Annotated in this window: 26 protein-coding genes; 11 read left to right on the top strand and 15 right to left on the bottom strand. The window is 74.5% G+C overall.

Translation table 11 applies throughout. From position 1 onward, the window contains the following. Positions 1-169: 169 nt before the first annotated feature. From ACFYO5_RS04825 to ACFYO5_RS04815, 3 genes are all read left to right on the top strand, one after another. Positions 170-559: a rodlin gene (locus tag ACFYO5_RS04825; RefSeq protein ID WP_355908432.1), complete on the top strand. Its 390-nt coding sequence runs from the start codon at positions 170-172 to the stop codon at positions 557-559. A 280-nt stretch (positions 560-839) separates the two neighbouring features. Then, positions 840-1067 (top strand): chaplin, encoded by a 228-nt coding sequence (locus tag ACFYO5_RS04820; RefSeq protein ID WP_356559851.1) that lies wholly within the window; start codon positions 840-842, stop codon positions 1065-1067. Positions 1068-1197: 130 nt separating this feature from the next. Then, positions 1198-2133, top strand: coding sequence for a chaplin family protein (locus ACFYO5_RS04815; RefSeq protein WP_388704727.1), 936 nt, complete (start codon positions 1198-1200; stop codon positions 2131-2133). A gap of 80 nt (positions 2134-2213) precedes the next feature. Here the strand turns inward: ACFYO5_RS04815 and ACFYO5_RS04810 are convergent, their stop codons facing one another. Together ACFYO5_RS04810 and ACFYO5_RS04805 are read right to left on the bottom strand one after the other, a co-directional pair. After that, positions 2214-3467 carry an FAD-dependent oxidoreductase gene (locus ACFYO5_RS04810; RefSeq protein WP_388704201.1) on the bottom strand — a complete coding sequence of 418 codons (1254 nt, stop codon included), beginning with the start codon at positions 3465-3467 and terminating at the stop codon, positions 2214-2216. Continuing rightward, on the bottom strand, positions 3467-4789 hold the full coding sequence (locus ACFYO5_RS04805; protein WP_388704198.1) for an ATP-grasp domain-containing protein: 1323 nt from the start codon (positions 4787-4789) through the stop codon (positions 3467-3469). The genes ACFYO5_RS04810 and ACFYO5_RS04805 overlap by 1 nt, the downstream gene beginning before the upstream one ends. A 159-nt stretch (positions 4790-4948) precedes the next feature. Between ACFYO5_RS04805 and ACFYO5_RS04800 the strand changes: the two genes are divergently transcribed. Next, positions 4949-6325 (top strand): glycosyl hydrolase, encoded by a 1377-nt coding sequence (locus tag ACFYO5_RS04800; RefSeq protein WP_388704196.1) that lies wholly within the window; start codon positions 4949-4951, stop codon positions 6323-6325. A gap of 40 nt (positions 6326-6365) precedes the next feature. Here ACFYO5_RS04800 and ACFYO5_RS04795 read toward each other — a convergent pair whose 3' ends face one another. From ACFYO5_RS04795 to ACFYO5_RS04755, 9 genes are read right to left on the bottom strand one after another with little or no spacing between them, the layout of a single operon-like run. Further along, complete coding sequence (locus ACFYO5_RS04795; protein WP_388704193.1) at positions 6366-7499, bottom strand: GNAT family N-acetyltransferase; 1134 nt, start codon at positions 7497-7499, stop codon at positions 6366-6368. Further along, positions 7496-8152, bottom strand: coding sequence for a lipopolysaccharide biosynthesis protein (locus tag ACFYO5_RS04790; protein ID WP_388704190.1), 657 nt, complete (start codon positions 8150-8152; stop codon positions 7496-7498). The genes ACFYO5_RS04795 and ACFYO5_RS04790 overlap by 4 nt, the downstream gene beginning before the upstream one ends. Beyond that, positions 8149-9318, bottom strand: a complete 1170-nt coding sequence (locus tag ACFYO5_RS04785; RefSeq protein ID WP_388704187.1) for a glycosyltransferase — start codon at positions 9316-9318, stop codon at positions 8149-8151. Before ACFYO5_RS04785 ends, ACFYO5_RS04790 begins: the two co-directional genes overlap by 4 nt. Further along, entirely contained in the window at positions 9315-10055 is a 741-nt protein-coding gene (locus tag ACFYO5_RS04780; protein WP_388704184.1) for a polysaccharide deacetylase family protein, read from the bottom strand. Before ACFYO5_RS04780 ends, ACFYO5_RS04785 begins: the two co-directional genes overlap by 4 nt. Further along, positions 10039-11766: a murein biosynthesis integral membrane protein MurJ gene (murJ, locus tag ACFYO5_RS04775; RefSeq protein ID WP_388704182.1), complete on the bottom strand. Its 1728-nt coding sequence runs from the start codon at positions 11764-11766 to the stop codon at positions 10039-10041. The genes ACFYO5_RS04780 and murJ overlap by 17 nt, the downstream gene beginning before the upstream one ends. Next, positions 11763-13139, bottom strand: a complete 1377-nt coding sequence (locus ACFYO5_RS04770; protein WP_388704179.1) for an O-antigen ligase family protein — start codon at positions 13137-13139, stop codon at positions 11763-11765. The genes murJ and ACFYO5_RS04770 overlap by 4 nt, the downstream gene beginning before the upstream one ends. Before the next feature lie 9 nt (positions 13140-13148). Further along, entirely contained in the window at positions 13149-14573 is a 1425-nt protein-coding gene (locus ACFYO5_RS04765) for an exopolysaccharide biosynthesis polyprenyl glycosylphosphotransferase (RefSeq protein WP_388704176.1), read from the bottom strand. Continuing rightward, positions 14570-15760 (bottom strand): glycosyltransferase, encoded by a 1191-nt coding sequence (locus ACFYO5_RS04760; RefSeq protein ID WP_388704172.1) that lies wholly within the window; start codon positions 15758-15760, stop codon positions 14570-14572. Before ACFYO5_RS04760 ends, ACFYO5_RS04765 begins: the two co-directional genes overlap by 4 nt. A gap of 49 nt (positions 15761-15809) precedes the next feature. Continuing rightward, entirely contained in the window at positions 15810-16955 is a 1146-nt protein-coding gene (locus tag ACFYO5_RS04755; protein ID WP_388704169.1) for a DUF3344 domain-containing protein, read from the bottom strand. 243 nt (positions 16956-17198) lie between these two features. Between ACFYO5_RS04755 and chpG the strand changes: the two genes are divergently transcribed. The 7 genes from chpG to ACFYO5_RS04720 all read left to right on the top strand — a co-directional run bounded on the left by chpG (position 17199) and on the right by ACFYO5_RS04720 (position 22081). Next, complete coding sequence (gene chpG, locus ACFYO5_RS04750) at positions 17199-17438, top strand: chaplin ChpG (protein WP_356559839.1); 240 nt, start codon at positions 17199-17201, stop codon at positions 17436-17438. A gap of 244 nt (positions 17439-17682) precedes the next feature. Next, on the top strand, positions 17683-18426 hold the full coding sequence (locus ACFYO5_RS04745) for a hypothetical protein (RefSeq protein ID WP_388704166.1): 744 nt from the start codon (positions 17683-17685) through the stop codon (positions 18424-18426). A gap of 162 nt (positions 18427-18588) precedes the next feature. After that, positions 18589-18870, top strand: a complete 282-nt coding sequence (locus ACFYO5_RS04740; RefSeq protein WP_388704163.1) for a hypothetical protein — start codon at positions 18589-18591, stop codon at positions 18868-18870. 176 nt (positions 18871-19046) lie between these two features. Next, a complete protein-coding gene (locus tag ACFYO5_RS04735; protein ID WP_388704161.1) occupies positions 19047-19544 on the top strand; it encodes a DUF5949 family protein in 498 nt (165 codons plus the stop codon). 564 nt (positions 19545-20108) lie between these two features. After that, entirely contained in the window at positions 20109-20627 is a 519-nt protein-coding gene (locus ACFYO5_RS04730) for a hypothetical protein (RefSeq protein WP_388704158.1), read from the top strand. Positions 20628-20757: 130 nt separating this feature from the next. Further along, positions 20758-21231 (top strand): tyrosinase family oxidase copper chaperone, encoded by a 474-nt coding sequence (locus ACFYO5_RS04725; protein ID WP_388704156.1) that lies wholly within the window; start codon positions 20758-20760, stop codon positions 21229-21231. Continuing rightward, complete coding sequence (locus tag ACFYO5_RS04720; protein WP_388704153.1) at positions 21215-22081, top strand: tyrosinase family protein; 867 nt, start codon at positions 21215-21217, stop codon at positions 22079-22081. Before ACFYO5_RS04725 ends, ACFYO5_RS04720 begins: the two co-directional genes overlap by 17 nt. Positions 22082-22156: 75 nt before the next feature. On the opposite strand, the gene ACFYO5_RS04715 is transcribed toward ACFYO5_RS04720, so the two are convergent. From ACFYO5_RS04715 to ACFYO5_RS04700, 4 genes are all read right to left on the bottom strand, one after another. Next, positions 22157-22486, bottom strand: a complete 330-nt coding sequence (locus ACFYO5_RS04715) for a chaplin (RefSeq protein WP_388704151.1) — start codon at positions 22484-22486, stop codon at positions 22157-22159. A gap of 138 nt (positions 22487-22624) precedes the next feature. Further along, complete coding sequence (locus tag ACFYO5_RS04710) at positions 22625-22918, bottom strand: acyl carrier protein (protein ID WP_388704148.1); 294 nt, start codon at positions 22916-22918, stop codon at positions 22625-22627. After that, positions 22915-24099 carry an HAD-IIIC family phosphatase gene (locus ACFYO5_RS04705; RefSeq protein WP_388704146.1) on the bottom strand — a complete coding sequence of 395 codons (1185 nt, stop codon included), beginning with the start codon at positions 24097-24099 and terminating at the stop codon, positions 22915-22917. Before ACFYO5_RS04705 ends, ACFYO5_RS04710 begins: the two co-directional genes overlap by 4 nt. After that, a complete protein-coding gene (locus ACFYO5_RS04700) occupies positions 24096-25907 on the bottom strand; it encodes a GNAT family N-acetyltransferase (protein ID WP_388704141.1) in 1812 nt (603 codons plus the stop codon). Before ACFYO5_RS04700 ends, ACFYO5_RS04705 begins: the two co-directional genes overlap by 4 nt. Positions 25908-25995 lie beyond the last annotated feature (88 nt).

The following is a 25995-nucleotide window of genomic DNA, read 5'->3' as shown; positions in this document are numbered from 1 at the left end:
GCCGAGCAGTTTCTCCCGTTCACTCGATCGGCCCACGCGCTCGACGGGCGCTCCGGCCCGGTCGTTCCGCGGTTTTGGGGCCAACCGGGTGAACTGCCGCAACCAATCCCGCCGGGCCGGGTTGATCTCGCCGTACGACAGTGCGTCGCTACGAGGAAAGGAACGCGAAGTGCTCAAGAAGGCAATGGTCGCTGCGGCGGCCGCCGCTTCTGTCATCGGTATGTCGGTTGCGGCCGCTCCCCAGGCTCTTGCCACGGGTGACGACTCGGGACCGTCCGTGGCCAACGGCAACGGTGGTTCGGCGGCGTTCGGCAACTCGTCCACCAAGGGCGACATGAGCCCGCAGCTCTCGCTGGTCGACGGCTCGCTCAACAAGCCCTGTGCGGCGCTCGAGGACATCAACGTCGCCGTCATCAACATCGTCCCGATCCAGGATGTCCCGATCCTGTCGGACGACCTGGCGCAGCAGTGCTCCGACAACTCCACCCAGAGCAAGCGCGACGGTGCCCTGTCGCACATCCTGGAGGACCTGTCGGTCCTGTCGGCGAACGGCGGCTGAGACCGAGTCGTCCCCGCGCGGCCCGCTGAGCTCTCTGCGGGCCGCGCGCTCGCGTCCGGCGGGAATCGCGCCGGGCGGAACGGAACGGCGACGTTGCTCCCACCGGGGGAGTGACGCGCTGTGGAGTGAGGCATTCGCATGAATTCGTCGTGGCGCCGGTTCGCGGTCACCTCGGTCGTCAATTCCTCGTGTGCAGGCTGTGGTCATGGTGCGAGCCGTCCCTGTTGTGCTCGCTCGGTTTCGACCGTCATCCAGGCGTGACCGCTGAGAAGGGAAAATCATGAAGAAGACCGCTGCTGTCGTCGCAGGTCTGGTTCTGGCCCTCGGTGGGGCCGCCCCGGCTTTCGCCGACGCCGGTGCCAACGGCGCGGCCATCGGCTCCCCCGGTGTCCTCTCCGGCAACGTCATCCAGGTTCCGATCCACATCCCGGTCAACGTCTGCGGTAACACCGTGAACGTGATCGGTCTGCTGAACCCGGCAGTCGGCAACACCTGCGTCAACGACTGACCGACAGTCGCACCAGTCGTCTGGCTGGATCGAGGCCGGCCCCGGACACCGAGTTCCACGTCCAGGGCCGGCTTTTCCCACTTCTCCAAGCAGGAAGACCACGAGATTGCGACAGACCCTGAGCAAGGGAATGGTCGCGGCCGCCGCCGCGACGAGCATTCTGTCCCTGTACGGCGGTTCGGCCCTCGCCGACTCATCCGCGAACGGCACCGCCAGGAACTCGCCCGGAGCCGTGTCGGGCAACGGCGCCGAGGCCCCGCCGGCGGCCCCGCCGAACGCCTGCGGCGACGCGGTCGACGTCGCCGCCGCCCTGAACCCGGCCCTCGGCGACTCCTGTGCGAACATCTCGGGCGCGCACGGCCAGGACCGCGGCCACACGGCACCGTCGTACGGCGACTCCCCCTCCGACGACGAGGAGCCGGGTTACGGCGACTCCCCTTCCGGCGACGAGGAACCGGGCTACGGCGACTCCCCTTCCGGCGACGAGGAGCCGGGCTATGGCGACTCCCCTTCCGGTGGGGACCAGCCGGGTTACGGCGACAGCCCCGAGGAGGAGTGCGGAGGCTACGGCGACACGTGCGGCGGCGAGACGACGCCGCCGGGCGACCATACGTCGCCGCCGCCCGGTGGTCACTCGTCGCCTCCGCCTGGTGGTCATACGTCGCCCCCTCCCGGTGGTCACACGTCCCCGCCTCCCGGTGGTCATACGTCGCCCCCTCCCGGTGGTCACACGTCCCCGCCTCCCGGTGGTCATACGTCGCCCCCTCCCGGTGGTCACACGTCCCCGCCGCCGGGTGGTCACACGTCCCCGCCGCCGGGTGGTCACACGTCGCCCCCTCCCGGCGGTCACACCTCCCCGCCTCCCGGTGGTCACACCTCGCCCCCGCCCGGTGGCCACACGCCCCCGCCCCCCGGTGATCACACCTCTCCGCCGCACGGCGGACCCCGGCCCGAGTTGCCGCACACCGGTAGCGGGGCTCTGCTCGCGGCCTCGGGGGCCAGCGCCGTGCTGATCGCCGGCGGCGCCCTGCTGTACCGACGAGGCCGGGCCGCGTCCCGTCGGTGACGGCGATGACGGCGACGAGTGCCGGACGCCTCGCACGCGCCCGGCACTCGTGGCGGTCTCAGGCCGGTCCCAGGCCGGTCTCAGGCCGGCAGGGTGTCCGGCGCGTCCTGCCGTGACCGCCCGTCGGGCACCGCGATCGCGCCGCCCGGCACCCCGGCCCGCAGCCGGCGCCGTACCCCCTTCACCAGGGTCCCCGCCGTGAAGGTCGCGCCGTGCACGAACCGCATGGCCGGGCCGAATCCGGACGCCGTGACCAGACCGGCCAGGAACAGGCCGGGGCAGGACGACTCGAAGTCCCTTCCGACCGCGGGCGAACCGTCCCCCACCACGGCCAGCGTGCCGCGCAGCTCGTCGGCGAGCATCCCGAGCCGGTCGCGCGAGGCCCGGAACCCCGTGGCCGCGATGACGTGCTCGGTCTCCAGGGGGCCCGCGCCCCGCACCTCCAGCCGTACCCCGCCCGGTACCGCGCGGGCCGTCGTGACCTCCTGGCCGAGCCGCACCGGTACGGCGGTCTCGACCCGGTCCCGTACCCACCAGGCGCCTGCCGGTCCGAGCGCCGTCGACGCGATCCGCGCGCGGGTCGGCTCCGGCAGGCGCCGGTAGAGGCCGGGCCGCTCGGCGTAGAACCAGTTGCGCCAGCCGCAGCCGAGGCCGCTGTGCGGGGCGCGGGCCGACTGCCACCGGGGACGCCGCCAGGGCGGTGGCACGTCGTTCCAGCACAGGCGGTCGGCGCGGGCCAGTAGCCGTACGCGGGTGCCCTGTTCGGCGAGGAGGGCCGCCGTCTCCAGGGCCGCCTGCCCACCGCCGATCACGGTGACGTCCCGGCCACCGAACCGGGACAGGTCGTGGTGGTGGCTGCTGTGGGTGACGAGGTCGCGGGGCAGCCCGCGCAGGGGCGGGGGGATCTCGACGAACGGCATGACGCCGACGGCGAGGGCGACCGTGCGGGCCGCGAAGACCTCCCCGTCCTCGGTGACCGCCTCGAAGCCGCCCGTCCGGGGCGCGATCCCGGTCACCGTGCGCTCGTCGACCCCGGGGACCGCGTTGCGGGCGAACCACAGCCCGTACTCGGCGAACACCTCCACCGGGATCGGTTCGCCGTGGCGCGCCGTCGTCCCGCGGCCCGCGCAGTAGGCGTCGAGCCGCCAGCGCCGGTCCGGGTCGGAGAGGTGGGACGCCCACGGCTCGGACTTGAGGTACATCCCGGCGGGCATGTGGTCCCGCCAGGAGGCCATCGGCCGGCCGAAGACGCGCAGCCTGAGCCCGGCGGCCGCGGCATGCGACGCGATCGACAGACCGTACGGGCCGGCTCCCACCACCAGCAGGTCGTACATCAGCGGCTGCTCGCCTTCTCGTCGTCGGCCGGGTCGGCCGCGCACGGCACGTGCGGTACCTCGGGCAGGCCGGTCAGGGACGACGGGGGCGGCGGTCCCTGGCGGACCACGCGGGGGAGGACGCCCGTCGCGCCGGCCGCGCCGATCCGGCGCAGCCGGCCCAGCAGCCGGCGGGTCACGTGGGCGGCCCACAGGCTCCACATGGCCCGGCCGGGCACGGGGTCGTCACCGGCGTGCCAGGCGAGTTCGCGGCCGCCGGGCCTGGCCCGCCGCAGGGCGGTCAGCGGCGCGTAGTTCTCCACGACGAAGGTCCGGCCCGGGCGCGCGCGGCCGTCCGGCAGGGGACGGTGGGTCAGGTCGAGGTGCTGGGCGCGTACGACGTCCAGGCCCGCCGTGTCGGTGAAGAGGCGGAACTGGGCACCGGGACGCGGGTTGAAGTCGAGCAGGTGATAGCGGCCGGTCGTGTCGCAGCGGCGGAAGTCGAGATCGAGGATGCCGCGGTAGCCGAGCTGGGAGGTGAGGCGTTCGGCCAGGGTCCGCACCTTCGGATTGGGGGACCACTCGCCGACCGCCGTCAGCCCCGCGCCGCGCGGCCAGGCGCACAGTTTGCGGCCGGGGCCGCCGCCGCGCAGCGCGCCCGAGCGGTCGGCGTACCCGTGGAAGAACCAGTCGCGGTCGGTGCCCGGCGGGAGGAACTCCTGGAGCAGCAGCCGACTGCCGGCCTCCTCGCTGCGCAGGTACAGCTCACGGGCCTCCTGCGGGGAACGCACCACGACGGTGCTGCGCAGTCCGGTCCCGGACGGCAGCAGCCAGGGCCGGCTCCACTTGGCCATCACCGGCAGGCCGAGCCGCCAGGCGGCGGACGCGGCCTGTGCCGCGCTGTCGGGGACGACGGTGACCGGGTGCGGGACGTCCGCCGCGGCGCACAGCCCGGCCAGTTCGGCCTTGTCGGCGACGCGTTCGGGCACCGCGGCGGGCTGTTGCGGCAGCAGGTAGGCGGGGGCCAGTTCCGCGCGCAGGCGGCTCACCGCGACGGCGCTCGCGTCGTCCATCGGGATCAGGACGGCCGGCCGCTCGATGTGCGCGGCGATCCCCAGCAGCGCGTTGGCGATGTCACCGGCGGTGGCGCCGGGCGGCGGCGGGGGATGCAGTCGGCGGACGAAACGGGATTCGCGGACGGGACTCCCGGTCACCTCGGCGACCAGGTGGACGTCGATCCCTGCTCGGCCGAGGGAGCGCACGGCGCCCAGCGTTCCGTGGTGGAAGGGATTCCGGTCGATGCGCAGGAGTACGGCGGGGACGCGGGTGTCGAGGTGCGACACGTCTGTTTCCTTCGGTTGTTTCACCGGTGCGGACTATCAGGGCACTCGAAAGCCGTAACGGCGGTGGCGTGATTCCTTTTCCTGTGACTTTCATATGACTGAGTGTCAGTAATGCGCTTGCGCATCGGTGACAGCACGAGAGTGGAGAAAGGAGCAGGCATGGCCCCACAGCAGCGACGCGCCCGGTCCCGGCGGCTGGCCGTCGTCGCGGCGGCGGTCGCGGCGTCGGCGGCGCTGGCGTCCGGCCCTGGATTCGCCGCGGGCGCGGGGGTGGCGCGGGTCGCCGATCCTCCCGCCCCCACGCCGACCGTCACCGCGCCCACCGCGCCGGAGACCCCCGCCACGGCCGAACCGGCACCGAACCCCACCTCCTCGGGACCCCCGGCCACGACCGCCGGCCCGACCGTGAGCCCGACCGCGAAGCCGACCTCCGCTCCCACCCCGCCACCCGCCGCCGGCCCGGGCCCCGCCTTCGGCGCCTACCTCGACTACGGCCCGCTGGGCGTGGCCAGGATGGCCCAGCTCAGCCACTGGCTGGACGGCGCCGAACTGCGCGTCGGCCACACCTACCTGCCGGGCGACCGGTGGAGCAACATCGAGGGGCGGCCCGGCTTCCTCGACGTGTGGGCCGACTGGCGGGCCGGGAAGGACGACCGGATGCTCGTCCTCAACGTCCCCATGCTGGAGCGCAACGAGGAGGGCGTGTCCGACACCGGGGTGCGACGGCTGCTGCGGCAGGGCGCGGCCGGCCAGTTCGATCACCACTTCCGCAGGCTGGCCGAGCGGCTGGTGAGGGCGAACGCGCCGGACACGGTGATCGTGCTCGGCTGGGAGATGAACGGCATCACGTACACCCATCGCTGCGGGCCGGACCCGGAGGCCTGGAAGACGTACTGGAGGCGGATCGTCACCGCCATGCGGGCGGTGCCGGGCCAGGAATTCAAGTTCGACTTCGCCCCGAGCCGTGGCCGGGACGCCGTTCCCTGGACGCAGTGTTATCCGGGGGACGACACGGTCGACATCGTCGGAATGGATTCCTACGACCAGCCGACGGGGATTTCCTTCGACGAGCAGGTGACGGAGCCCTACGGACTCCAGCAACACGTGGACTTCGCCAAAAGTCACGGCAAGCCCATTTCCTATCCCGAATGGGGGCTCTTCCGCAACGGTGACAACACCGAATACATGCGGCGCATGCTCGCCTGGATGGACGAGCACAAACCCCTGTACAACACGGTGACCGACTACTGTCCGCACGGTGTGTGGCAGTGCTCGCGCAACCCCGGGGCGTCGGCGGTCTACCGCGCGGTGCTCTCCGGTCGCACCGACGAACCGCCGGCCACCCCCAGCACGCCCACCACGCCGGCCACACCGACCGCACCCGTGACGCCGGTACCGGAGACCCCCAAGCCCTCGACCGCGCCGGCTCCGCAGCCCACGGTGAACTGCTCGCCGCTGAACCTCGGCGACTGGGTCGAGCACTGGATCGGCGGCAGGCTGTGCGTGCGCCTGGACTGGTGGTCGCGCAACCGCTGAACTGTTCCCGTGAGACGCCCCCGGCGGCGGCAGGCCCACCTCAGGACCCGCCGCCGCCGGCCCGCGCCCGGTGCTCCCGCCGTTCCCGCCGGTCCTCCCAGCGGCGCAGCAGCTCCTTGCCCCGCCGTCGTGCGGCCACGTCCCACACCGCCGCCGACAGCAGCGGGGCGGTGCGCCGACGGGCCAGCAGCAGCCGCTGGTTGACGACCGGTTCGGGCCGCCAGTGGTGCTTGTACGGCTCGTTGCCGCGCAGCAGGCTCAGCGCGCCGCACGTCTCGTGGCGGGTGTGCTCCGAGCAGGCGTCGAGCAGCATCACCGCCACGTCCGCCTTGTGCTCGCGCAGCCGCGGATGGGCGCCGTAGAGGTAGCCGCCGGCCAGGCTGCGCGAGAGGAGGGTGAGGTCGACGGCCACCACGTCGTCCTCGAGGCGGAACTCGGTGACCACCGCGTCCCCGGAGCGCACCATCGGCCCGACCGAGCGGACCAGGTGCTCGCAGAAGCGGGGGCGCAGGTGCTCGTTCGTCACCTTCCGCCCCTGCCACTGCAACCGGTGCAGTTCCAGCAGCCGCCGCAGCGCCGAGTCCACCTCGTCGGGGCGGACCACCTCGCGCCGCACGCCGAGCGCGGTCAGCTTGCGCAGCTTGGCGCGCACCCGCTGCGCCTTCGCCGACGGCAGCCGGGCCACCAGCTCGTCCATCGGCACGGCGGGCAGCTCCAGGCACAGCGAGTCGCTCACCCGCCGCCGCGGTCCGCTCCAGCGCTCGTACACCCGCTCCACGGCGCCGCCCGGCCGGACCTCCCGGAAGTCGATCAGCGCGGTGCGGGCGGCAGCCGCGAGCGCCTCGGTGAGCGCGGCCAGGGCCGTCTCCCCCCGCTCGTCGTCGACCAGCACGTCGCCGTAGTCGGAGATCGCCCCGCCGAGCGGCACCAGCGTGGGCAGCGGACGCCGTACGGCCATCAGCGGGGCGACGGCGAGGAGGTCGTCGCCGGAGCGCACCACCAACAGCCGCAGCCGGCCGCGTCTGCCGTACGACAGCCACCACGAGTGCAGCCAGGCGTGGCTCTGGAACGGGGTGGCCGCCGCGCACCGCCGGTACAGGCGCGCCCAGGCGGGGGCGAGGGCGGCGAAATCCTTCTCGTCGGTGACGACTTCGGTGGTGTACGCCGGCTTCACAGCGTTCCGTGGGCGTCGGCGGCGAGTGCCGGGCTCGGCACGGCGGCCGGTCTCGCGGCCTCCTGCCGGCTCCCCCGCGGCCGCACCAGCAGGAACAGGCCGCCCAGCAGGCCACCCGCACTGGCACCCACCAGCCCGGTCACCGCGGCGGACGCCGAGGAGGGTTCGGCGGGCTCGACCGCGCGGGCGAACGGTTCCAGTTCGACGTTGGTGGCGGCCTTCGCCTCGGCGGCGTGCCGGGTCAGCGCGCGGGACACCGCGTTGGCCATGTCGGCGGCCAGGTCGGCGCGCGAGGAGGTCGCGGTGATCGACACCATCGGCGCGTCGGGCGAGGTTGCGGTACGCACCGCGCCCTGGAGCGTCCTCACCGGGACGCCCGCCCACACCTGGGCGTCCCCGAGCACCGCGAGCTGGGTGGCGACCCGGCCGTAGGCCTGCGCGAAGCCCAGCGCGGACGCCGGGTCGGACTTCTCGGTCGGGACGGCGACGACGTACGCCGTGGCCGTGTACACGGGCGGATTCAGGACGCCGTACGTGCCCCCGAGGAGGCCGCCGGTGAGGGCGCCGGCGGCGAGCAGGGACCACGGGGGGAGCGTCCTGGCGCGGCTCAGGGCGCCGGAGCGGCGGTGCGGCCGGGTGAGGTTCTCGGTCATGAGGAGGGGACTCCCTGAGGTGACGGGGCGGACGAGGGGGACGGCAGCGGCCGTCGGGCCACGGTCGCCGTGTACACGTCCATGAGCCGGGCGGCGCTGCGGGTGATGTCGTAGTGGCGGGCGGCCTCGGGCGCGGTGCGCGGGCCGGGAGCGGCGGCGCGGGTGTCGGCGAGCGCCCGGGCGAACGCCTCGGGGCCGCCCGCGACCCGCCGGGCGGCGGGCGCGGTGTGCGCGGGGAGGTCCTCGATGGCCGGGCAGGACGCGTACAGCACCGGCAGTCCCGAGGCCAGGGCCTCGACGGCGGCCAGGCCGAACGCCTCCTCCGGGCAGGGGGAGGCGAACACGTCCATCGCGGCGGTGAGGGAGGGCAGGTCGGGGCCGGGGCTGCCGTCCGGCACGCAGGGGCGCTCGCCGGTGAACAGGACCCGGTCGGCGACCCCGGCCTCGCGCGCGGTGCGGCGCAGGGCGCTCTCCTCGGGGCCGCCGCCGACCAGCAGCAGATAGTGGTCGGCGGGAAGTCCGGCCAGGGCGGTGATCAGGACATCGAAGCGTTTGCCCGCGTGGAGGCGTCCGACGGCGCCGACGACCCGGGCGTGGTCGGGCAGGCCGAGGCGGCGCCGGGTGCGGTGGCGCCGGTCCGGGTCGAAGCGGAAGCGGGCCAGGTCGATGCCGTTGGGGACGACCTCGATCCGGTCGGCCGGGACCCCCCAGCGCCGCAGGCGTTCGGCGACCGTCGCGGAGACGGCGACCGTGGCACGCCCGAGCCGCTCGCCGGCCAGGTACAGGGCGCGGACTCCCGGGGTGAGCGGACGGCCCTCCATCTGCGAGTCGCCCAGCGAGTGTTCGGTGGCGACGATGGCGCGCACCCCGGCGAGCCGGGCGGCGAGGCGGCCGTAGAGGCAGGCGCGGTAGAGGTGGGTGTGGACGAGGTCGTAGCCTCCGGAGCGGACGACGCGGACCAGGCGGGGCAGGGCGGCCAGGTCGCGGTTGCCGGCCATGTCGAGGTGGACCACGCGCACCCCGTCCGCGGTCAGCCCGTCGGCCACCGAGCCGGGATTGGTCAGCGTCACGACGTCGCAGTCGGCGGGCAGGTGGTTCAGCAGCAGCCGCAGTTGCTGTTCGGCGCCGCCGACGCCCAGGCCCGTGATGATGTGCAGCGCCCTCATCGCAGGCCTGCCACGGGGCGGCGGCGCAGCCGGTGCAGCCGGTGTTTGAGGAACAGCCGGGCGGCGGTGTCGTTCTGCCCGATGTGGACGCGCGGCAGGGCGTGCGGGCCGGTCAGCGGTCCGGGATCGATGGCGCAGGCGTACGCGTATCCGGCGTCCCGTACGGCGTCCACGGCCCGCCGGTCGATCGTCCCGTACGGGTAGCAGAACCCCGCGACGCCGGTGCCGAGCAGCTCGGCGAGCGTGGCCCGGCTGCCGGCGGTCTCGGCCGTCAGGGTGCGGTCGTCCGCCTGGGTGAGGTCGAGGTGGGTGAGGCCGTGCGAGCCGATCTCGACGCCCTCGGCGGCGGCCTCGCGGATGCCGTCGGCGGTGAGCAGCGGTCGGCGGGGGCCGAGCGGGTCCCAGGCGTTGTCGCCGCCGAGCCGGCCGGGCAGCACGAAGAGGGTCGCGGTGCAGCCGTGCCGGCGCAGCACGGGCAGGGCGCCGGTGAGGAAGTCGGCGTAGCCGTCGTCGAAGGTCAGTCCGGCCAGGTCACGGCCCTCGCCCCGGGCGCGGGCGGCGAGCAGCTCGGCCATCGAGACACCCCGCAGCCCCTGCCCGGCCAGCCAGGTCAGCTGCTGGTCCAGCCGCTCCGGCGTGACCGTGATGCGGTAGGGATCGTCGGAGCAGTCGCCCACGGAGTGGTACATCGCCACCCAGGGGACGGGACCGGGTGTGGCGTCAACGGGAACGGACATGCGGCAGCCTTCGGGTCGCGGAACGGACGGATCGGAGTGCGGAGGCGATGCCCTGGGCGCCCAGCGCCCAGCCCAGCAGGACGAAGACGGCGGTCACGGTGAGCGTCCCGGCGACCAGCCCCGCCGCGGGGTCACCGAACCGGCCCCCCACGAAGGCGCCGGCCGGGGCGGCGACCAGGGCCGCCCGCACGGGTCGGCTCAACTCGGCGAGCACGCCGGGAACATGGAGCGGCACACCGCGCGGCACGCGGTGCGCGCCCCGCCTCGGGGAGGTGCCGCCCGGACCGCCCGCGGTGCCGGCCAGCAGCACCAGGGCGGTGACGGTGATGCCGGCCGCGTTGGCGGCGGCGATCCCGTACACCCCCCAGGGCGCCACGCACAGCGCGCCCAGCCAGGAGGTCACGACGATCCCGACGGCCATCGCGCCGGCCGGGTACCAGGAGGCGCGGCCCGTCGAGAAGTAGGAGCGGGCCAGTACGCCGACGAGGGTCTGGCCGAGCAGTCCGAGCGCGTACACCCGCATCACGCCGGCCGTCGCCGCGGTGTCCCGCGCGGTGAACGCGCCCCGCTGGAAGAACAGTTCGATCATCTGCGGCGCACAGGCGACGACCGCGGCCGCGCCCAGCAGCACCACGCACGCGGCCAGCGCCAGGTCCCGCTGCACCCGGTCACGGGCCCGCTCGGTGTCGCCGTCGGCCAGCGCCCGCGCGACCACCGGGAAGGTGACCGTGCACACCATCAGCGACAGGATCATCGGCATCTGCGCGACCTTCTGCGCGTAGTTCAGATGCGAGATCGCCCCCGACGGCAGCTGGGAGGCGAGGAACCGCTCGACCAGGACCTGGGACTGCCGGCACAGCGCGAACAGCAGCACGGTCGCCACGACGGCCCCACCGAGCGGCCGCGGCTCCTCGGCGACGCCCGCCGTCCCCGCCTCGCGCTTGCGCAACTGACCCCACAGCGAAGGAAGCTGCACGGCGACCATCAGGCAGCCGCCGACCGCGACGCCGGCCGCCGCCGACCGCACTCCCCAGCGCTCGCCGAGCACGAACATGCCCGTGACGATCCCGGTGTTGTACGCCACGTAGATCGCCGCCGGTGCCACGAACCGCCGGTGGGCGCGCAGGGCCGCGCTGCAGTACCCGGCGAGCCCGAAGCTCACCACACAGGTGGCGGTGAGCCGGGTGCAGTCGACGGCCAGCCCGGGGTCGGGCAGACCGGGCGCGAGGGCCCCGACCAGCTGGCGGGCGAGGGCCGCGACGAGGACGCCGACCGCGACGAACGCCAGCGACAGCCGGGGGAGCGTGCCGGCGACCAGGGCCCGGACCGGGTCGCCGCCGGCCCCCCGGGCGCGCCGGGCCAGGGCCATGCTGAACGCCGGGATCAGCGCGAACGCCAGCCCGTCCTCGATGAGCAGCGTGGCCGCGAACTCCGGCACCGTCCACGCGACGAGAAAGGCGTCCGTGTCCCGGCCCGCCCCGAACAACCGGGCCAGCGCCTGGTCACGGACCAGCCCGAGCAGCGAACCGGCCACCGACAGGACGGCGGTGACCAGGGCGGCACGGGCGAGGAACCCCCCGGACACCTGGGTCGGCTCGGGTGACACCCCGGACGGCGCCCCGGCCCGTGCGGTGGGCCGCGCCGGCGGCAGGACCGCGCCGTCGTCCGCGTCGCCGTCCGCCCGCGGGGCCCGGGAAGGCGTCACCGTCATCGCCCGAGCGCCTCCTCGCGGCCGCCGCTCCCGAGCGCCCGCGCGCGACCCTCGCGTCCCACGGGCGACTCCTCCCCGCGAGCCTCCTCGCCCCCGACCAGCGCCCACCAGGCGGCCAGTCCCAGCACCACCGCGGTCAGCACCGTGGAGGGCCCGCCGATGTCGGCGTACAGGAAGTCGGTGAGCTGCCAGACGAGGAGGCCGCAGGCGACGAGGGCGCAGTCGAGGCCGGGCGCCCGGTGCCGGTGGGCGCGCGACAGCCCGCGCAGCGCGCACACCAGCAGCGCCAGCCAGCCGCCGGCCAGCGCGAGCAGCCCGATCAGGCCCTGCTCGCCCAGGACCAGCAGGTACATGTTGTGCGGGGACAGCAGCGGCTGCTTGCGGTAGCCGGCGCCGGCGCCCTCGGTGTCGCTGCCGGCGGAGAGCGCCAGCGAGGCGTGCGCGTCCCGGTGCTCGGGGAAACCCTTCAGCCCGACGCCGGTCAGCGGCTGCTCACGCCACATCCCGGCCGCCGCCGCCCACATCGTGTACCGGTCGGTGACCGACTGGTCGGGGGCGTCCGCGACCTGCGTGATGCTGCTGATGCGCTCCTGGAGCATCGCCGTGCCGACGCCGAGACCGCCGACCAGCACCACCCCGACCGCGACCGCGACCGCGCCCACCTTCAGCGCCCGCCGCAGCCCGGCCAGCGCCAGCTGCGCCGCGCAGGTCACCGCCGTCGCGATCCACGCCCCCCGGCTGAAGGACAGCGCGAGCGGCAGCAGCAGCCCGAGGGCGCAGGCGGTGGCGACCGCCCGCTGCCGTACCGGCGACCGGCCCAGCGCCAGTCCCACCGCGCAGACCAGGCCGAACGAGACGACCGTCGCCATGCCCATCACGTCCTGCGCGCCGAAGGTGCCGACCGCCCGGATCTCCTCGCCCTGGTAGGAGGCGCCGGTCCCGGTGACGTACTGGTGCGCGCCGACCGCGCCCTGCCAGCCCGCGAGACCCACGAACGACCAGGCCAGCAGCCGGAAGTCGGACCGGTCGCGGATCAGCAGCAGCACCGCCGCCGGGACCAGCACGAACACCTGGAGATAGCGGCCGAGACCGCCGATCCCCGCGCCCGGCGAGGACGCCCCCATCGCGGCGAGCGCCAGCCCGGCCACCGGCAGCCCCAGCACCACGGCCGCGGTACGGGACAGCGGGCGCCGCCGCTGCCGCAGCAGCCGGACCGCGCAGAACAGCACGACGAGCGCGGAGAGCGCGTCGGCCGGTCCCGCGCCGCCCTCACCGCCGGGGGAGACCGGCAGCGCGAGCAGGGCCACCACGGCGACGACGGGCAGCACCGGCGACAGCGTCCGGGCACGGGGCAGGGGCAGGGCGGGACTCATCGGACGGCTTCAGCTCCCGGTCGGTCGCACGAGGGCGGCCGCGGTCCGCAGCAGGATGCAGATGTCCTGCCACAGCGACCAGTTGTCGATGTAGGCGTTGTCGAAACGGGCCCGGTCCTCGATGGAGGTGTCGCCGCGCAGCCCGTGGATCTGGGCGAGTCCGGTGATCCCGGTCCGCATCCGGTGCCGGGCCGCGTAACCGGGGTAGGTCTGGCTGAACTGGCCCACGAAGTAGGGCCGTTCGGGGCGCGGCCCGACCAGGCTCATATCGCCCCGCAGCACGTTCCACAGCTGGAGCAGTTCGTCCAGCGACGTCTCGCGCAGGAAGCGGCAGAACGGGCTCATGCGGACCTCGCCCGCCACGCTCCACCGGGTCGCGGACTCGTGTTCGTCCACCGGACGGTGGGTGCGGAACTTCAGCAGCGTGAACGGGCGCCCGTCCTTGCCGATGCGCTCCTGCCGGAACACCACGCCCGGCCCGCTGGTCAGCCGCAGCACCGTCGCGAACGCCAGCAGCAGCGGACTGACCAGCAGCAGCAGCGTCCCGGACACCGCGAGGTCCAGCAGTCGCTTGCCGGCACCGCCGCCGCTCCCGGTGCCCATGCCCAGCCGCCGGCAGGGGAATCCGGCGAGCTGCTCACGGGTCGCGTACGACGGGGTGTCGGCGTCGACCTCCCACACCGTGCAGCCCGACTCGGCGAGCGCCCGCAGCAGCGGACCCTGCGCCGTGCGCACCGAGGGGTGGACGCACAGGACCTCGCGGACCCCGTTCTGGATGAGCGCGCGCTGCACCTCCTCGCCGGTCGTCAGCACCGGAAGCCCGTCCGCGCCGTCGGGGTGGCCGGGGTGTTCGGCGACGATCCCGACCGGCCGCACCCCGTAGCGGGGATGGCGCAGCACGGCGGCGGCGACCCGCTGCGCGGTGGCCGCCGGGCCGATCACGAGCGCCGCGCGCGGGCGGCGCAGCAACGCCCGGCGGCGCCGCAGATGGACGACGGCCCGCCCGGTACAGCCGGCCAGGGCCTGCGCGGCGAACCCGAGGACCAGGGTGCGCGCGGACAGCGCGTGCGTCGGGGCGTACGCCGCCACCAGCGCCCCCAGCGTGAGCCAGACCACCGCGATCCGGCCGCAGACGGCGGGCAGTTCGTCCAGGATGCCGGCGACCGGGCGGGAGCGGCCCGGACGCAGCAGCGTCGTCGCCGCCACGAGCGCGGCGATCAGCAGCGGGTGGCGCTGAGCCCCGGTCAGCGCCAGGGCGCCCGCCGACGCGGCGAGACCGTCGGCGAGCAGCAGGGGCAGCGGCGAGACGGGCCGGATGGCGGGCCGCCGGGCCGGGAACCGGAATCCCGCTCCGCTCTCGCGCCGCGGCAGGACCGAGACGTGGGCGAACCCGGGCTGCCCGCCGGGGGAGGGGACGGTGCTTTCCGCAGTCACGAGTGGATGGACTCCCTGCACTCGGTGGGCACGACCCGCGCCGTGTGACCGGCTGCGGACGGCGGCCGGCCGAGCAGCTCGCGGTACACGCCCGCGATCTGCCCGGCCGTGCGCCGCACGTCGTGCGTGGACAGGACGTAACGGCGCCCCTGACGGCCGAGGCGCTCCCGCAGCGGTGGGTCGAGCAGCAGCTCGGCGACCGCCCGGGCCAGCGCGGAGGTGTCCTCCGGGGCGACCAGACAGCGGGGCGCGAGCGCGGCCGGCAGGCTTTCGCGGGCGCCGTCCACCTCGCTCACCACCACGGGCCGCCCGCAGGCCAGCGCCTCCAGCGGGGCCAGCGCCATGCCCTCCCAGCGCGAGGGGAGCACGACCAGGTCGGCGGCCTGGTACCAGGGGACGGCGTCGGCGACGGACCCGGCGAAGACCACCGACTCCGGGGCGCGGCGGCGCAGCGCGTCCCGGTCCGGGCCGTCGCCGACCAGGGCGAGCCTGGCCCCCGGCACCCTGGCCAGCACGGCGTCCCACGCGGCCAGCAGCACGTCCTGCCCCTTCTGCCGGCACAACCGCCCCACGCACACCACGAGCGGGGCGGCCGGGTCGGTGTCCGGCAGGAGCGCGGCGCGCGCGGTGCCGGCGGGCGCCGGGTGGAAGCGCCGCGGATCGATGCCGTTGGGGACGACCGTCCACCGCCCGGTGATCCCGGCCCGCTCTCCGGTCGCCCGCTCCGCCTCGCTGACACACACCAGCCGGTCGGCCCAGCGCGCCCCGGACCGCTCCCATCGCAGGGCGAGGGCGGCGGTGACCCCGCCGACCGCCTCGAACGACCAGGCGTGCGGCTGGAACACGGTCGGGATCCGCCCCCGTACGGCGAGCCGCCCGGCGAGCCCGGCCTTGGCGCTGTGCGCGTGCACCAGGTCGGGCCGCACCGCGTCGAGCACCCGTCCGAGCCGCCGCACCTCACCGGGCAGCGCGGGCCCCGGCGCCCGCGAGGCCTCCCACCGCCGTACGGCCACGCCCAGGGACCGCAGGTCCTCGGCGAGGGGGCTCTCCGGGCAGGCGACGGTGACGTGCAGTCCGGCGGCGAGCTGGGCGCCCGCCAGGTCCGTCACGACACGGGCGACGCCGCCGTCCACGGGTTGGGTGAGGTGCAGGACCCGCGGTCCGACGTCGGGTTCTGGCTGGTGCATCGCGCGGTTTCCTCGCTCACGGGTGGCGCTCTGGACGGTGGGAACGCGCCTACTGCTTCCGTGTGTCGACGGCGACGAAGAGCACGCCGGCCCACGCCGCGTCCCGCTGGGAAACGAGCCGGAAGGCCAGCTGGTCACCGCCGCGCCGCAAATCCGCTCGCAGATCGAACACATCCGAGTCGTAGCCGAGCGTGTTGGCGTACGCCGGGACACGCGCCGCCGGAGCCGCCCCCGGCTCGCTGATCGTGGAGTTCAACACATCGTCAGATGGATTGACCGGGTCGGAGAGCGCCGAGACGGGCCGCGAGCCGGTCGAGAACATGAACGAATCACCCGAACGGCCGCGGTCCCCGTCGTAGGCGACCAGCCCGGCCCTGCCACCCGCACCGCGCGGGATCCGCACCCCGCGCAACCGGATCTCCTGCCCGGCGCCCGAGCCGAGGGAGTCGAATCCGTCCCACAGCGCGAGGTGCCGCAAGGGCTCGCGCGGGTTCTCGTAGACCGCGACCAGCGTCCAGCCGCCCCACGCGCCGGCCGCCGACCTGCCCATCGCCACGTTGACCTGCGCCACGGTGTACAGGCCGGACCCGCTCTCGCGCACCAGCTCCGTGACGTCCGCGGAGGCCTGGAAGGCGTCGGCCCCCCGCGCCGCCCGGTGGCCGACGACCGTGTCGGCGAGGACCGCCTTGTACGCGCCGCCCGGCTCGGCGATCAGCACCCGCCCGTTGTCCTTCGGCGGCTTCTGCTCGCCGACGCGCAGATTGCCGCCCCAGTACAGCCGCGCGTACGTCACCCGGGAGCCCCGGGGGAGGCGGACCTCGGCCCGGGAGGAGTTGTAGGTGTTCGGATCGCGGTCCACGTCGACGTAGGCCATGTCGAACTCACCGTTGACCGCGGCCCGTCCCTCGCGGACGGCCGCGCAGGCGGGGGCCGTTCGGGTGGTGGTTGCGGTCGCGGTCGCTGGTGGGGCCGCCGGTGTCGTACGGCAGCTGACGGCCGAGTTGGCGGCGCGGACGATGCCGCCGTGTCGGGTCGCGTGGTACCGCTGGCCGAACGCGAGGCGTTCGGCCTCCGGGGCGGGCGGTGCCGGGGCGGCCAGCGCGCCGTCCGGAGCCCAGAGGGCGGCGAGGACGAGGGCGAGGGCGAGGACGCCCACCGTCGCGCGGCACGGCAGCGAACCCGGGGAGTGGCGCATGTCCGGCGTGGCCCTTTCAGAAAGGTGCGGTGGGCTGGCGAAGGCGTGCGGGAACGAGCCGCCACTCTAGTCACAATGCGGATTAACAAGGAGAATTCGGTCATCCGTGTCGGCGGGGAGGAGGCCCGGACGCCGTCACGTCACCCGTTCGGAGGCAAAACTCCGGAGGATTTCGCGCGTTGACACACCGCCGGGCATCCCCGCCCAGGTGTATGTGTCAAAACCCCCAAGGAGCACCTCTCCATGTCGCGTATCGCGAAGGGCCTGGTCCTGACCTCCGTTGCCGCCGCGGCCGTCGCCGGCGCCTCCGGCATCGCCGCCGCCGACAGTGGCGCCAACGCCGCCGCCGTGAACTCCCCCGGCGTCCTGTCGGGCAACGTCGTCCAGGTTCCGATCCACATCCCGGTCAACGTCTGCGGCAACACCGTCGACGTGATCGGTCTGCTGAACCCTGCGTTCGGCAACACCTGCGTCAACGACTGACGTCACCTCGACCGAGGTCACGACGCGTGCGACGTCGTACGGCCGCCCTTCCGCCAGGAGGGCGGCCGTTCACGTTGCGCCGAACGGGGGTGGAGGGGCGCGGTGGGCCCGCGAGGTCCGGCGGGCGTCCCACCAGGGGAGGAGCGCCCCCACCCGGTGTCGCGGACGGTGACCTTCTGTTGCGGAGAGTGAATGGCGCTTTCACGCTGGAGCTGCGTCCCGACGCATATCGAAAGGAACCTCCATGCGTGGTCTGCCCGTTCGGCGTACCGCTCTCCCCGCCCTCTGCGCCACCCTCCTCCTCGGCATCGCCGCTCCCGCCGCACTGGCCGTCGACGGCGAAGCACCGCTCGAGCGCACCCACCCGGTGCCGAGCGCGCCCCTCACCGTCCCGGACGCGCTTCTCGCCCGCGCCGGGGGCCTGGACGACCTCCAGCCCGCGCTCACCCCCGTCACCGACCTGCTCCGCACCTCGCTCAGGTCCGACGGCGACCGCCTCGACGCCGACCGGGCGAGACGGCTCGACACCGCCGCCGAGAGGGCCCTCACCAAGGCCACCGAGGCCGCCACCGAGACCGCCACCAAGGCCGCCACCGAGGCCGCCACCCCGACCGGGACACCGGCCGGCGCCGGTACCGGGGCACCGGCCCGGGCCGCCGATGTCGTGGACGACGTGCTCGCCACCGTGCAGAAGCAGGTCGACGCCCTGGTCGCGGCGGCCACCTCCGGTGACGTCGGCCAGATCCTGCCGGCGGCCACGAGCCTGGTGAGCGGCCTGACCGACCTGGTCACCTCCCTGCTGGACGGCCTGTCCCTGCCGTCCCTGGAGGAGCTGCTGCCGGAGCTGCCCGCCCTGCCGGCGACGCCGGAGCTTCCGGTCGAGGCCCCCGCTCTGCCGGCGACGCCGGAGCTTCCGGTCGAGGCGCCCGCTCTGCCGACGACCCCCGAGCTGCCGGTCACGCTGCCGGCGCCGGTCACCGTCGGCTGACGGCTCGGTCGCGTCCTGCCGCACCTCGGCGTTCGGGTGGCCCGCGCCGGGGTGCGGATTTCTTGCGCGTCCAGGGTTTCCGCCGTCGCCGCACCTCGTTAGGCACAGGTCAGAATCCCTCCTGGTGACCCGCGTTGCCGAGTCGCCGAAGAAAGGTCCCCGATGAAGTCCCTGAAGGCTGCCGCTGTCGTTGCCGGATCCATGGTGATCGCGGGTGCCGCCGCACCGGCGTTCGCGCACGACACCGCCGACCTCACGCCCACCAGCCTCAACGGCGCCGTCAACACGCTCACCAAGGGCCCCATCGACGTGATGCCGCTGCGGCACCAGTCGGACGCGCTCGACACGGAGAACGAGAACTCCCCTCTCAGCACGGTCAAGGACGCGACCACCGCGCTCAACGCCCCGAACTCGCTCCTCGGCGGCCTGCCCCTGCAGGGCTGACGTCCCGCCCGCAGGGCTCCCGGACGGCCGGTCCCCTCCGGTACGGGACCGGCCGTACACGTTGTTCGAAGCGGGTCGGCGGACCCGTCCCCCGTTCGTGTGGAGCAGGCACCCGGTGTCCTCCGACCGGGTGACAACCGTCCGGGTGGGGCCGCGGGACGCCTTACGGTCGCGCGGTGACCTCAACCTCCAGCGAAACCCGTCCCTTCCCCGTCGCCGACCTCGGAACGCTCGTCATGATGCCGTGGAGCGGCGAGGCCGCGGACGGCCGCGCGATGCCCTACCTCCTCGCCTGTTCCCTCGGCAACGGTCCCGGCGGCCCCGAGGGCGCGACCGCCGCGGTCGAGAGGCTGCTGGAAGACAGTGGCCTGGTCGTGGGCGGTACGACCGACGGCACCCAGAAACCGAGTCTGCCCGTCACGTTGCTGGTCGTGGCCGGCCAGGCCGTCGTGACCATGCCATGGCTCAAGACCCAGTGCACGGTGCGACCGGAGTGGCTGGAGGCGGTGGCCCAGCGCGGGTGGGCCTACTTCCTCTTCACCACCCGCCCCTGGACCGGTGACGCCCCCGGTACGACGGTCGCCCCCGAGGCGCTGAACGCGTTCGCCGGCGACGAGAAGACCTTGAAGGCGGCCGCCCACATCATCCTGCCCGCCCGCAGCCTGCGTGCCTGACGACCTCGCCGGCGCCTGACGGTCCGACGGTGCCTGACGGCTTGGACGACGCCTGACGGCCCGACAGGTGCTTGACGGCTAGACGGTGCCTCACGGCGTTGACCGCAGTCCCCGCGACCGCAGTCCCCGCGGGCAGTCCCCGCGACCGTCGGCCGTCGGGGGCCGCCGTCCGCCGGGGGCCGTCGTCCGGACGTGCTGACGGCCGTCCGGGCCCCGATCCGCGTCCCGGCGCCGGGAGGAACTCGGCGTGCCGCCGATGCGCTCCCGTGCGGTCACCGCACGTGCGGGATCCCCGGCCCCCGGCCCCGGCCCCGGCCCCCGGCCCCCGGCCTCGGTCCCCGGCCACGACCCTGGGCCAGGGCCCCTCGGGCACCCGCGGCGCGCGCCAGGGCCGCCCCGGGGACGGGCCCCTTCGCCCCCGGTGGGATCTGCGGACGGCCCGACGATCCCACTGTCGTACGAATACGGCATTCAGGGGGTTTGTGAACTGATGTCGTTTTCCGGCTCGTTACCCGGTACGCAGGCACAGCCTCGTCCAGAACTCCGAAAGGGCCCGTACCCGAGATGAAGTCGACCACCCGAGGAACCCTCGCCGCCGTGCTCACCTGTGTGGCGGCCGCGGCCGGCGCCGCCTCCGCGACCTCCGCCGCCGCGGTCGGCACGGTCCCCGTCCCCGTCCCGCTGGACGGCGTCGAGAAGTCCCTCAACGTGGCACTGCCCCGGATCGGCGGCGAGATCCCGCTGCCCACGCCCGGCGCCCCCGAAGGTCCCCGATACGTCGAGGGACGCCTCATCCCGGACCGGGTGGTCCCGCAGCTGCCGGTCTCCGGCGGGGTCCCCGGACTGGATCTGCGCGCACCGCTGCCGGAGGTCCTCGGCGACGGGTTCAACCACGTCGGCCTCGACGCCCCCGCTTCCGACGTGCGCACCCTCAGCCCCGGCCTGACCCTGGACACCCCGCTCACGGCCCCCAACCCCGACCGGTTCGGCCTGCCGGACCTCCAGCTGCCGCAGGCCGGCGTGCTCACCCCGGTCCTGCAGACGGTGCCGGGCGCGGACCTCGGGCTCGGACAGGGGCTGTAACCCGCGAACCCACCCCGACTCAGGCCCGGACCCGCCGTCCGGGCCTGGCCCCTTTCCCGGCCCGCACGGTGACCCCGCGGGCCGTCGGACGGTTACCGCTGTGGACAACGGAACCGGACGAGGAGCACACATGGTCGTCAGCGTGGACGGACCCGCCGCCAGGCCGGTCCCGGCCGGCACGGTGGGCGCGGCACGAGGCAGAACACGGCGGCGGGACGCGCTGCGCGGACTGCTCGGCGCCGCCGCGGCCCTCGCACTCGCCCCGCTCGTCGCGGCCTCCCGGCCCGCCCGCCGCCGAGACGGGCCTCGGGAAGCCGCCTTCGACGAGATCTACCTCGGCCGCCGTCTGCTCGGCAGGCTCGTCCCGTCGGCCGGCGCGGCCGGCGCCGGCCGCTGGGAGATCACCGTCGACGGCCGCCCCCTGCATCTCATGCGCCGCGCCGACGGCACCTGGCTCAGCATGGTCGACCACTACCGCTCGTACGCCGACCCGCTGGACGCGGTCCGCGCCGCCGTCGACGAGCTGGGACCCGGACAGATGCTGCGGGCCGCCGCCACCGGTCGCCACACACACCTGGGGGGACACCATGGCCTACATCCGTAAGGACGTCAGCACGCTCACCGTCGCCGAGCGCCGACGCCTCGTCAGGGCCCTGCTGGAGCTGAAACGCCGGGGCGAGTACGACGAGTTCGTGCGCATGCACATCGACCACTACGAGTCCGACGGCGAGGGCGGCCTGCGTACGGCACACATGGCGCCCTCCTTCCTGCCCTGGCACCGCCGGTTCCTGCTGGAGCTGGAGGACGCGCTGCGCCGGATCGATCCCTCGGTGACGGTGCCGTACTGGGACTGGACGCGGGACCGCACCACGACCTCCGCGCCCTGGACGGCGGACCTCCTCGGCGGCAACGGGCGGCGCTCCGACCGGCAGGTCACCACGGGGCCGTTCGCCTACGCCAACGGCGGCTGGACGATCACGGAAGGCGTCACCGACGTGGAGTTCCTCACCCGCGACCTGGGCCGGGCCCGCGACCCGATCGCACTGCCGACCGGGGCCGACGTGGAGCGGGCGCTGAAGGACCCGGTCTACGACGTCTCTCCCTGGGACTCGACGGTCACCCGTGGCTTCCGCAACAAGCTGGAGGGATGGGGGACCGGCCGGGGCAGCACCGCCTGGCTCAACCACAACCGGGTGCACCGGTGGGTGGGCGGCGCCATGGTCGGCGGGGCGTCCGTCAACGACCCGGTGTTCTGGCTGCATCACGCCTTCGTCGACCTGCTGTGGACCCGCTGGCAGCGGCGCCACCGCGAGCACCGCTATCTGCCCGCCCGCCCGCCGCTGCCCGGCAGCGATCAGCACGGCCGGGTCGTCGCCCGGCACCAGACGATGCCCCCGTGGGACGTCACACCCGAGCAGATGCAGGACGTGGGGCGGATCTACCGGTACGCGTGAGGGACGTGCGGGACAAGGGGAGAGCCCCGGCGCTCGAGGTGCCGGGGCTCTCCCTTGGATGGTGCGAGACGGACGTCAGCCGCCGTAGCCACCGGCGTCGCCGCCGCTGTGGTGGTGGCCGCCCTTGTCGTCGCCGCCCTTGTCGTCGCCACCCTTGCCGTGGTCGCTGACGTTGGCGCAGGTGTTGCCGAAGGCCGGGTTGAGCAGGCCGACGATGTTCACGGTGTTGCCGCAGATGTTGATCGGCACGTGGACCGGGACCTGGACGAGGTTGCCGGACAGGACGCCCGGCGAGCCCACGGCCGCGCCCTGCGCGCCCGCGTCCGCCATGGCCAGGCCGGCTCCGCTGACCATCATGGCGCCGGCGCCGACGGCGACAGCCGCTGCCTTCGCGATGCGAGACATCACGTTCTCCTTAGTGATTCGGTTCGCACGGCAGCAGGAAGCGCCGCCGCACTCCCCGTTCAACGCCGGCCCCGCGGGCAGGTCACGGCGGGGACCGCCGGATCACCCTTGCCGAGCACGCGCCGGGGGGCGTGCGCCTCAGCGGACGCTCCGGTGCGCCGTCACGAAGTCGGCCAGGGTGGCGATGGACTGGAGGCTGTCCAGACTGAGGTCCAGAGCGGCGACATCGACACCGAAACGGGCGTCGACCGCACCCAGCAGCGTCACCCCGGCCAGCGAGGTCAGGCCGATCCGCGGGCCGAACAGGTCGGTGTCGGCGGGCAGCCCGGCGACCACGGCCGCGTCCAGGCGGGCGGCCTCCGCGATCATCGAGCGGAGTTCCCGCTCCACCGCCGAACGGTCCGTGGAGGAGGGGGTGGGGGCGTCCGTCACGCGTCGGCGTCCTTTCGGGTGGAGACATGCAGCCAGGAAGGGGGCTCCGGCAGGTCGCCGTCGCCGTCCAGGGAGCGGGCCAGGACCGCCCCGTCGTCGATGTCGCCGTCGTCACCGGTACGGCGCAACCCCGCCTGGCGGAGCAGGATCCGCATCTCCAGGTTGGCGTCCGTCGGCCGCAGCGTCACCCGGAACTCCCGCGCGCCCGACTCCCGCGCCCGCTCCATCAGCCAGAACAGGAACGCCGCCGCGGCACCCCGGCCGGCGACCCGGCAGGAGAGCGCCAGCAGCGGCACCGACCAGGAGCCGGGCGCGGTCCGGTCGACGAGGGCGGCGCCGATGATCCCGTACGCGCCGAAACGGTCGGACATGCGGGCGGTGTACAGCCCGTGCCCGTCGGCGGCGGCGAGCGCGCGCAGGCGGTCGGGGGTCAGACCGGAGGAGTTCAGACGGTGGGTGCGGGCGGCGAGTTCCAGGGCCCGCGGGACCTCGTCCGCGACGGCGGAACCGACCGTGAGGCGCATGTCGCACCAGCGCAGGAACTCCTCGCGGGTGCCCTGGAAGCGTTCGCCCTCGGCCCGGCGGGTCGCCTCGGTGCGGTACCGGTGGACCCGCTCCCGCGACTCGGGAGTGACCTCGCGGTCCCCGAACGCCGCCAGCAGGGCGGGGACTTCGCCGGGGTCGAGGGTGCGCACGCCCGGCAGCAGCGCCTCCACCTCGGCACGCTCGTACGGGGAGTCGTCGACCAGGACCAGCGCCTCCACCGCGATCCCGAGGTCCTGGGCGATGCGGCGCAGCGACTCGCTCTTGTCCTGCCAGGACACCTGCGGGGCCAGGAAGCGCTCCCGCAGCCCGGGCACGGCGTCCATCCGGTCGAGGACCGCGGGCGCGCTGCGGCTCGCGAGGCTGCTGAGCACGCCGCGGGCCGCCAGCGCGTCGATCGCGGCCAGCATCTCGGGCCGGGCGACGGGCAGTTCGTCGGTGGGGGTCTCCACCGCGATCTCGTCCCACAGGGTGCCGTCCAGGTCCCAGACGACGCACTTGATCCGGCTGGGGTCGTTCTCGATCCGGCCGGGGGCGTCCTTGACCCGGCTGGGGTCGCCCTCGATCCGGCCGGGGGCGTCCTCGATCCGGCCGGGGCCGTCGCCGGTCGAGCCGGGTGTCCCCGTCGCGCCGGTCATCGGGGGTCCTCCTCCGGGAGGCGCAGCTTCATCGTCAGGGTGGCGGGGTCGAAGCCGAACTTGCGGTAGACGGTCCGCATCGGGACGTTGCCGACGTGGACGCGGCCGACGACCTCGGTGATCCCGTTCGCCAGGCAGAACTCCAGGCCCTCGGTGAGGAGGAGTTCGGCCACGTCGGCGCGGTTGTCCAGCGGGGCGACCGCGAGGGAGCGGAAGTTGGCGTAGCGGTCGCCGGTCATCTGGTTCTGGTTGATGCTCACCCAGCACCAGCCGACCGTCTCGCCGTCCGGACGATGGGCGACGATCATGCCCTCCCTGGACTTCTCCATGGAACGGCCCACACGGGAGGCGTGCCGCGCGGGGTCGTCCACGGCGTCCTCGCCGAAGGAGATGCGGGCGATCTCCGCCTCGAACTCACCGATGGCCGGGAGGTCGCCCTCGTCGGCCTGACGGGTGAGGTAGGGCCGCGCCCGCTGGGCGAGGGCGGCGCGCGATTCGGGGGTGGGACGGTGCCAGCCGGGTTGCTGGGAGAGCGCCGGGGCCGGGGCCGAAGCTGCGGCTGGGGCCGGAGCTGCGACCGGGGTGGCCAGGGGTGCGGCTGCCGGGGCGGAGGCCGGGACGGGGGCGGACTCCTCCGCCGGGACCGTCAGGGTGGTCGGGGTCTCGTCCGCGGCGACCAGGCGGCCGGGGCGGAAGGGACCCTTGCCGCACTGCGGGCACCCCTCGTCGCGCAGGGCGGCGACGGACGTCCAGCGGGCGCCGGGGCCGACGCGGAGCCGGTTGCCGCAGGCCACGCACTGGTACTCGCGCTGCCGGGTCCGCTTGTCGCCCGTGTAGAGGGGGCCCTCGTAGTCGCCCTGCCGGGAGGCGGTCGAGGTGGTGGTGAGGAGATGCTGGAAGAAGCCGACACCGCCGAGGATGCCGCTGCCCTCGTACTCGTTGAAGTTGCGGATGTAGCCGTTGGTGACCAGGCCGAGGGCCATGATCTCGCGCTGCACCTCGAGCATCTCGTCCGGGCTCTTGCCGCCGAACGAGAAGAAGACGCTGTGGGCGGGGCCGGGGCGCAGGCCCTCCACGGCGCGCGACAGGAACAGCCGGGCGCCCTCCGCCGTGTACGGCGGGTCGGTCATTGCCACGTCGAAGCCGTCGTGCAGCTCGGCGGGGAGCGGCTGGCGCAGGTCGTGCTCGACCGTCTCGACACGGGTACCGAGGCCCGCGGACACCTTCCGGACGTAGGCCAGGATCTCCGGGGAGATGTCGACCACGGTCACGCGCTCCACGATCGGGGAGCCGAGGACGTCCCCGACGACGGCGACCGCCAGGGAGACGAGGTCGTCGTCCCCGATCAGCAGCAGGGAACCGCCGGGCAGCGCGCCCGCCGCGAGCAGCGCCAGGACGCGGCGCACCTTGGTCTCGGGCGTGCAGTGGGACTGGTCGATCGCCATGTCGGCGGCGGGACCGGACTCCATCAGGGCCCGCAGCCGTCGTACGGCCTCGTCGAGGACGGAGGGGATCACCAGCTCGCGGCCCTCGCAGGTGGCGCAGGTCGCGTCGAGCGTGAGGTCCATGCCCAGCTCGGCCACCACGTCCAGTCCGGCCTGGGTCAGCCGGGACGGACGCTCCGCGGTGAGCAGGTCGCGACGGCGCAGCTCGTTCCCCAGAGCGGCCACGATCGGGACGGGCAGGCCGGTGGCACGGCTGATGTCCCTGGTGGAGGCGGGGGCCAGACGGCGCAGGGCTCGCAGCACGGAGCGCACACCGGGCGGGCCCTCCTGAAGCCTGACGGCGTCCGCGACTTCCGTGAGCACTCGATCGGCGGGGGTACTCCGACGGTGTCGAGGCGCGTTTTTCACAAAGCTGCTCCGGCGGGGCGATGGAATCCAGTTCTATCGAGTA

This window comes from Streptomyces sp. NPDC006259, from assembly GCF_042870975.1.
Taxonomy (GTDB): Bacteria; Actinomycetota; Actinomycetes; order Streptomycetales; family Streptomycetaceae; genus Streptomyces.
Note: the sequence above shows the minus strand (reverse complement) of the source record. Positions and strands in the feature narration are given on the sequence as shown.

Coding starts and splice junctions, on each gene's coding strand:
- ACFYO5_RS04820 (WP_356559851.1), top strand. CDS start 840: ATGAAGAAGACCGCTGCTGTCGTCGCAGGTCTGGTTCTGGCCCTCGGT.
- ACFYO5_RS04815 (WP_388704727.1), top strand. CDS start 1,198: ATGGTCGCGGCCGCCGCCGCGACGAGCATTCTGTCCCTGTACGGCGGT.
- ACFYO5_RS04810 (WP_388704201.1), bottom strand. CDS start 3,467: ATGTACGACCTGCTGGTGGTGGGAGCCGGCCCGTACGGTCTGTCGATC.
- ACFYO5_RS04800 (WP_388704196.1), top strand. CDS start 4,949: ATGGCCCCACAGCAGCGACGCGCCCGGTCCCGGCGGCTGGCCGTCGTC.
- ACFYO5_RS04790 (WP_388704190.1), bottom strand. CDS start 8,152: ATGACCGAGAACCTCACCCGGCCGCACCGCCGCTCCGGCGCCCTGAGC.
- ACFYO5_RS04785 (WP_388704187.1), bottom strand. CDS start 9,318: ATGAGGGCGCTGCACATCATCACGGGCCTGGGCGTCGGCGGCGCCGAA.
- ACFYO5_RS04780 (WP_388704184.1), bottom strand. CDS start 10,055: ATGTCCGTTCCCGTTGACGCCACACCCGGTCCCGTCCCCTGGGTGGCG.
- murJ (WP_388704182.1), bottom strand. CDS start 11,766: ATGACGGTGACGCCTTCCCGGGCCCCGCGGGCGGACGGCGACGCGGAC.
- ACFYO5_RS04770 (WP_388704179.1), bottom strand. CDS start 13,139: ATGAGTCCCGCCCTGCCCCTGCCCCGTGCCCGGACGCTGTCGCCGGTG.
- ACFYO5_RS04760 (WP_388704172.1), bottom strand. CDS start 15,760: ATGCACCAGCCAGAACCCGACGTCGGACCGCGGGTCCTGCACCTCACC.
- ACFYO5_RS04755 (WP_388704169.1), bottom strand. CDS start 16,955: ATGCGCCACTCCCCGGGTTCGCTGCCGTGCCGCGCGACGGTGGGCGTC.
- chpG (WP_356559839.1), top strand. CDS start 17,199: ATGTCGCGTATCGCGAAGGGCCTGGTCCTGACCTCCGTTGCCGCCGCG.
- ACFYO5_RS04745 (WP_388704166.1), top strand. CDS start 17,683: ATGCGTGGTCTGCCCGTTCGGCGTACCGCTCTCCCCGCCCTCTGCGCC.
- ACFYO5_RS04740 (WP_388704163.1), top strand. CDS start 18,589: ATGAAGTCCCTGAAGGCTGCCGCTGTCGTTGCCGGATCCATGGTGATC.
- ACFYO5_RS04730 (WP_388704158.1), top strand. CDS start 20,109: ATGAAGTCGACCACCCGAGGAACCCTCGCCGCCGTGCTCACCTGTGTG.
- ACFYO5_RS04725 (WP_388704156.1), top strand. CDS start 20,758: ATGGTCGTCAGCGTGGACGGACCCGCCGCCAGGCCGGTCCCGGCCGGC.
- ACFYO5_RS04720 (WP_388704153.1), top strand. CDS start 21,215: ATGGCCTACATCCGTAAGGACGTCAGCACGCTCACCGTCGCCGAGCGC.
- ACFYO5_RS04715 (WP_388704151.1), bottom strand. CDS start 22,486: ATGTCTCGCATCGCGAAGGCAGCGGCTGTCGCCGTCGGCGCCGGCGCC.
- ACFYO5_RS04705 (WP_388704146.1), bottom strand. CDS start 24,099: ATGACCGGCGCGACGGGGACACCCGGCTCGACCGGCGACGGCCCCGGC.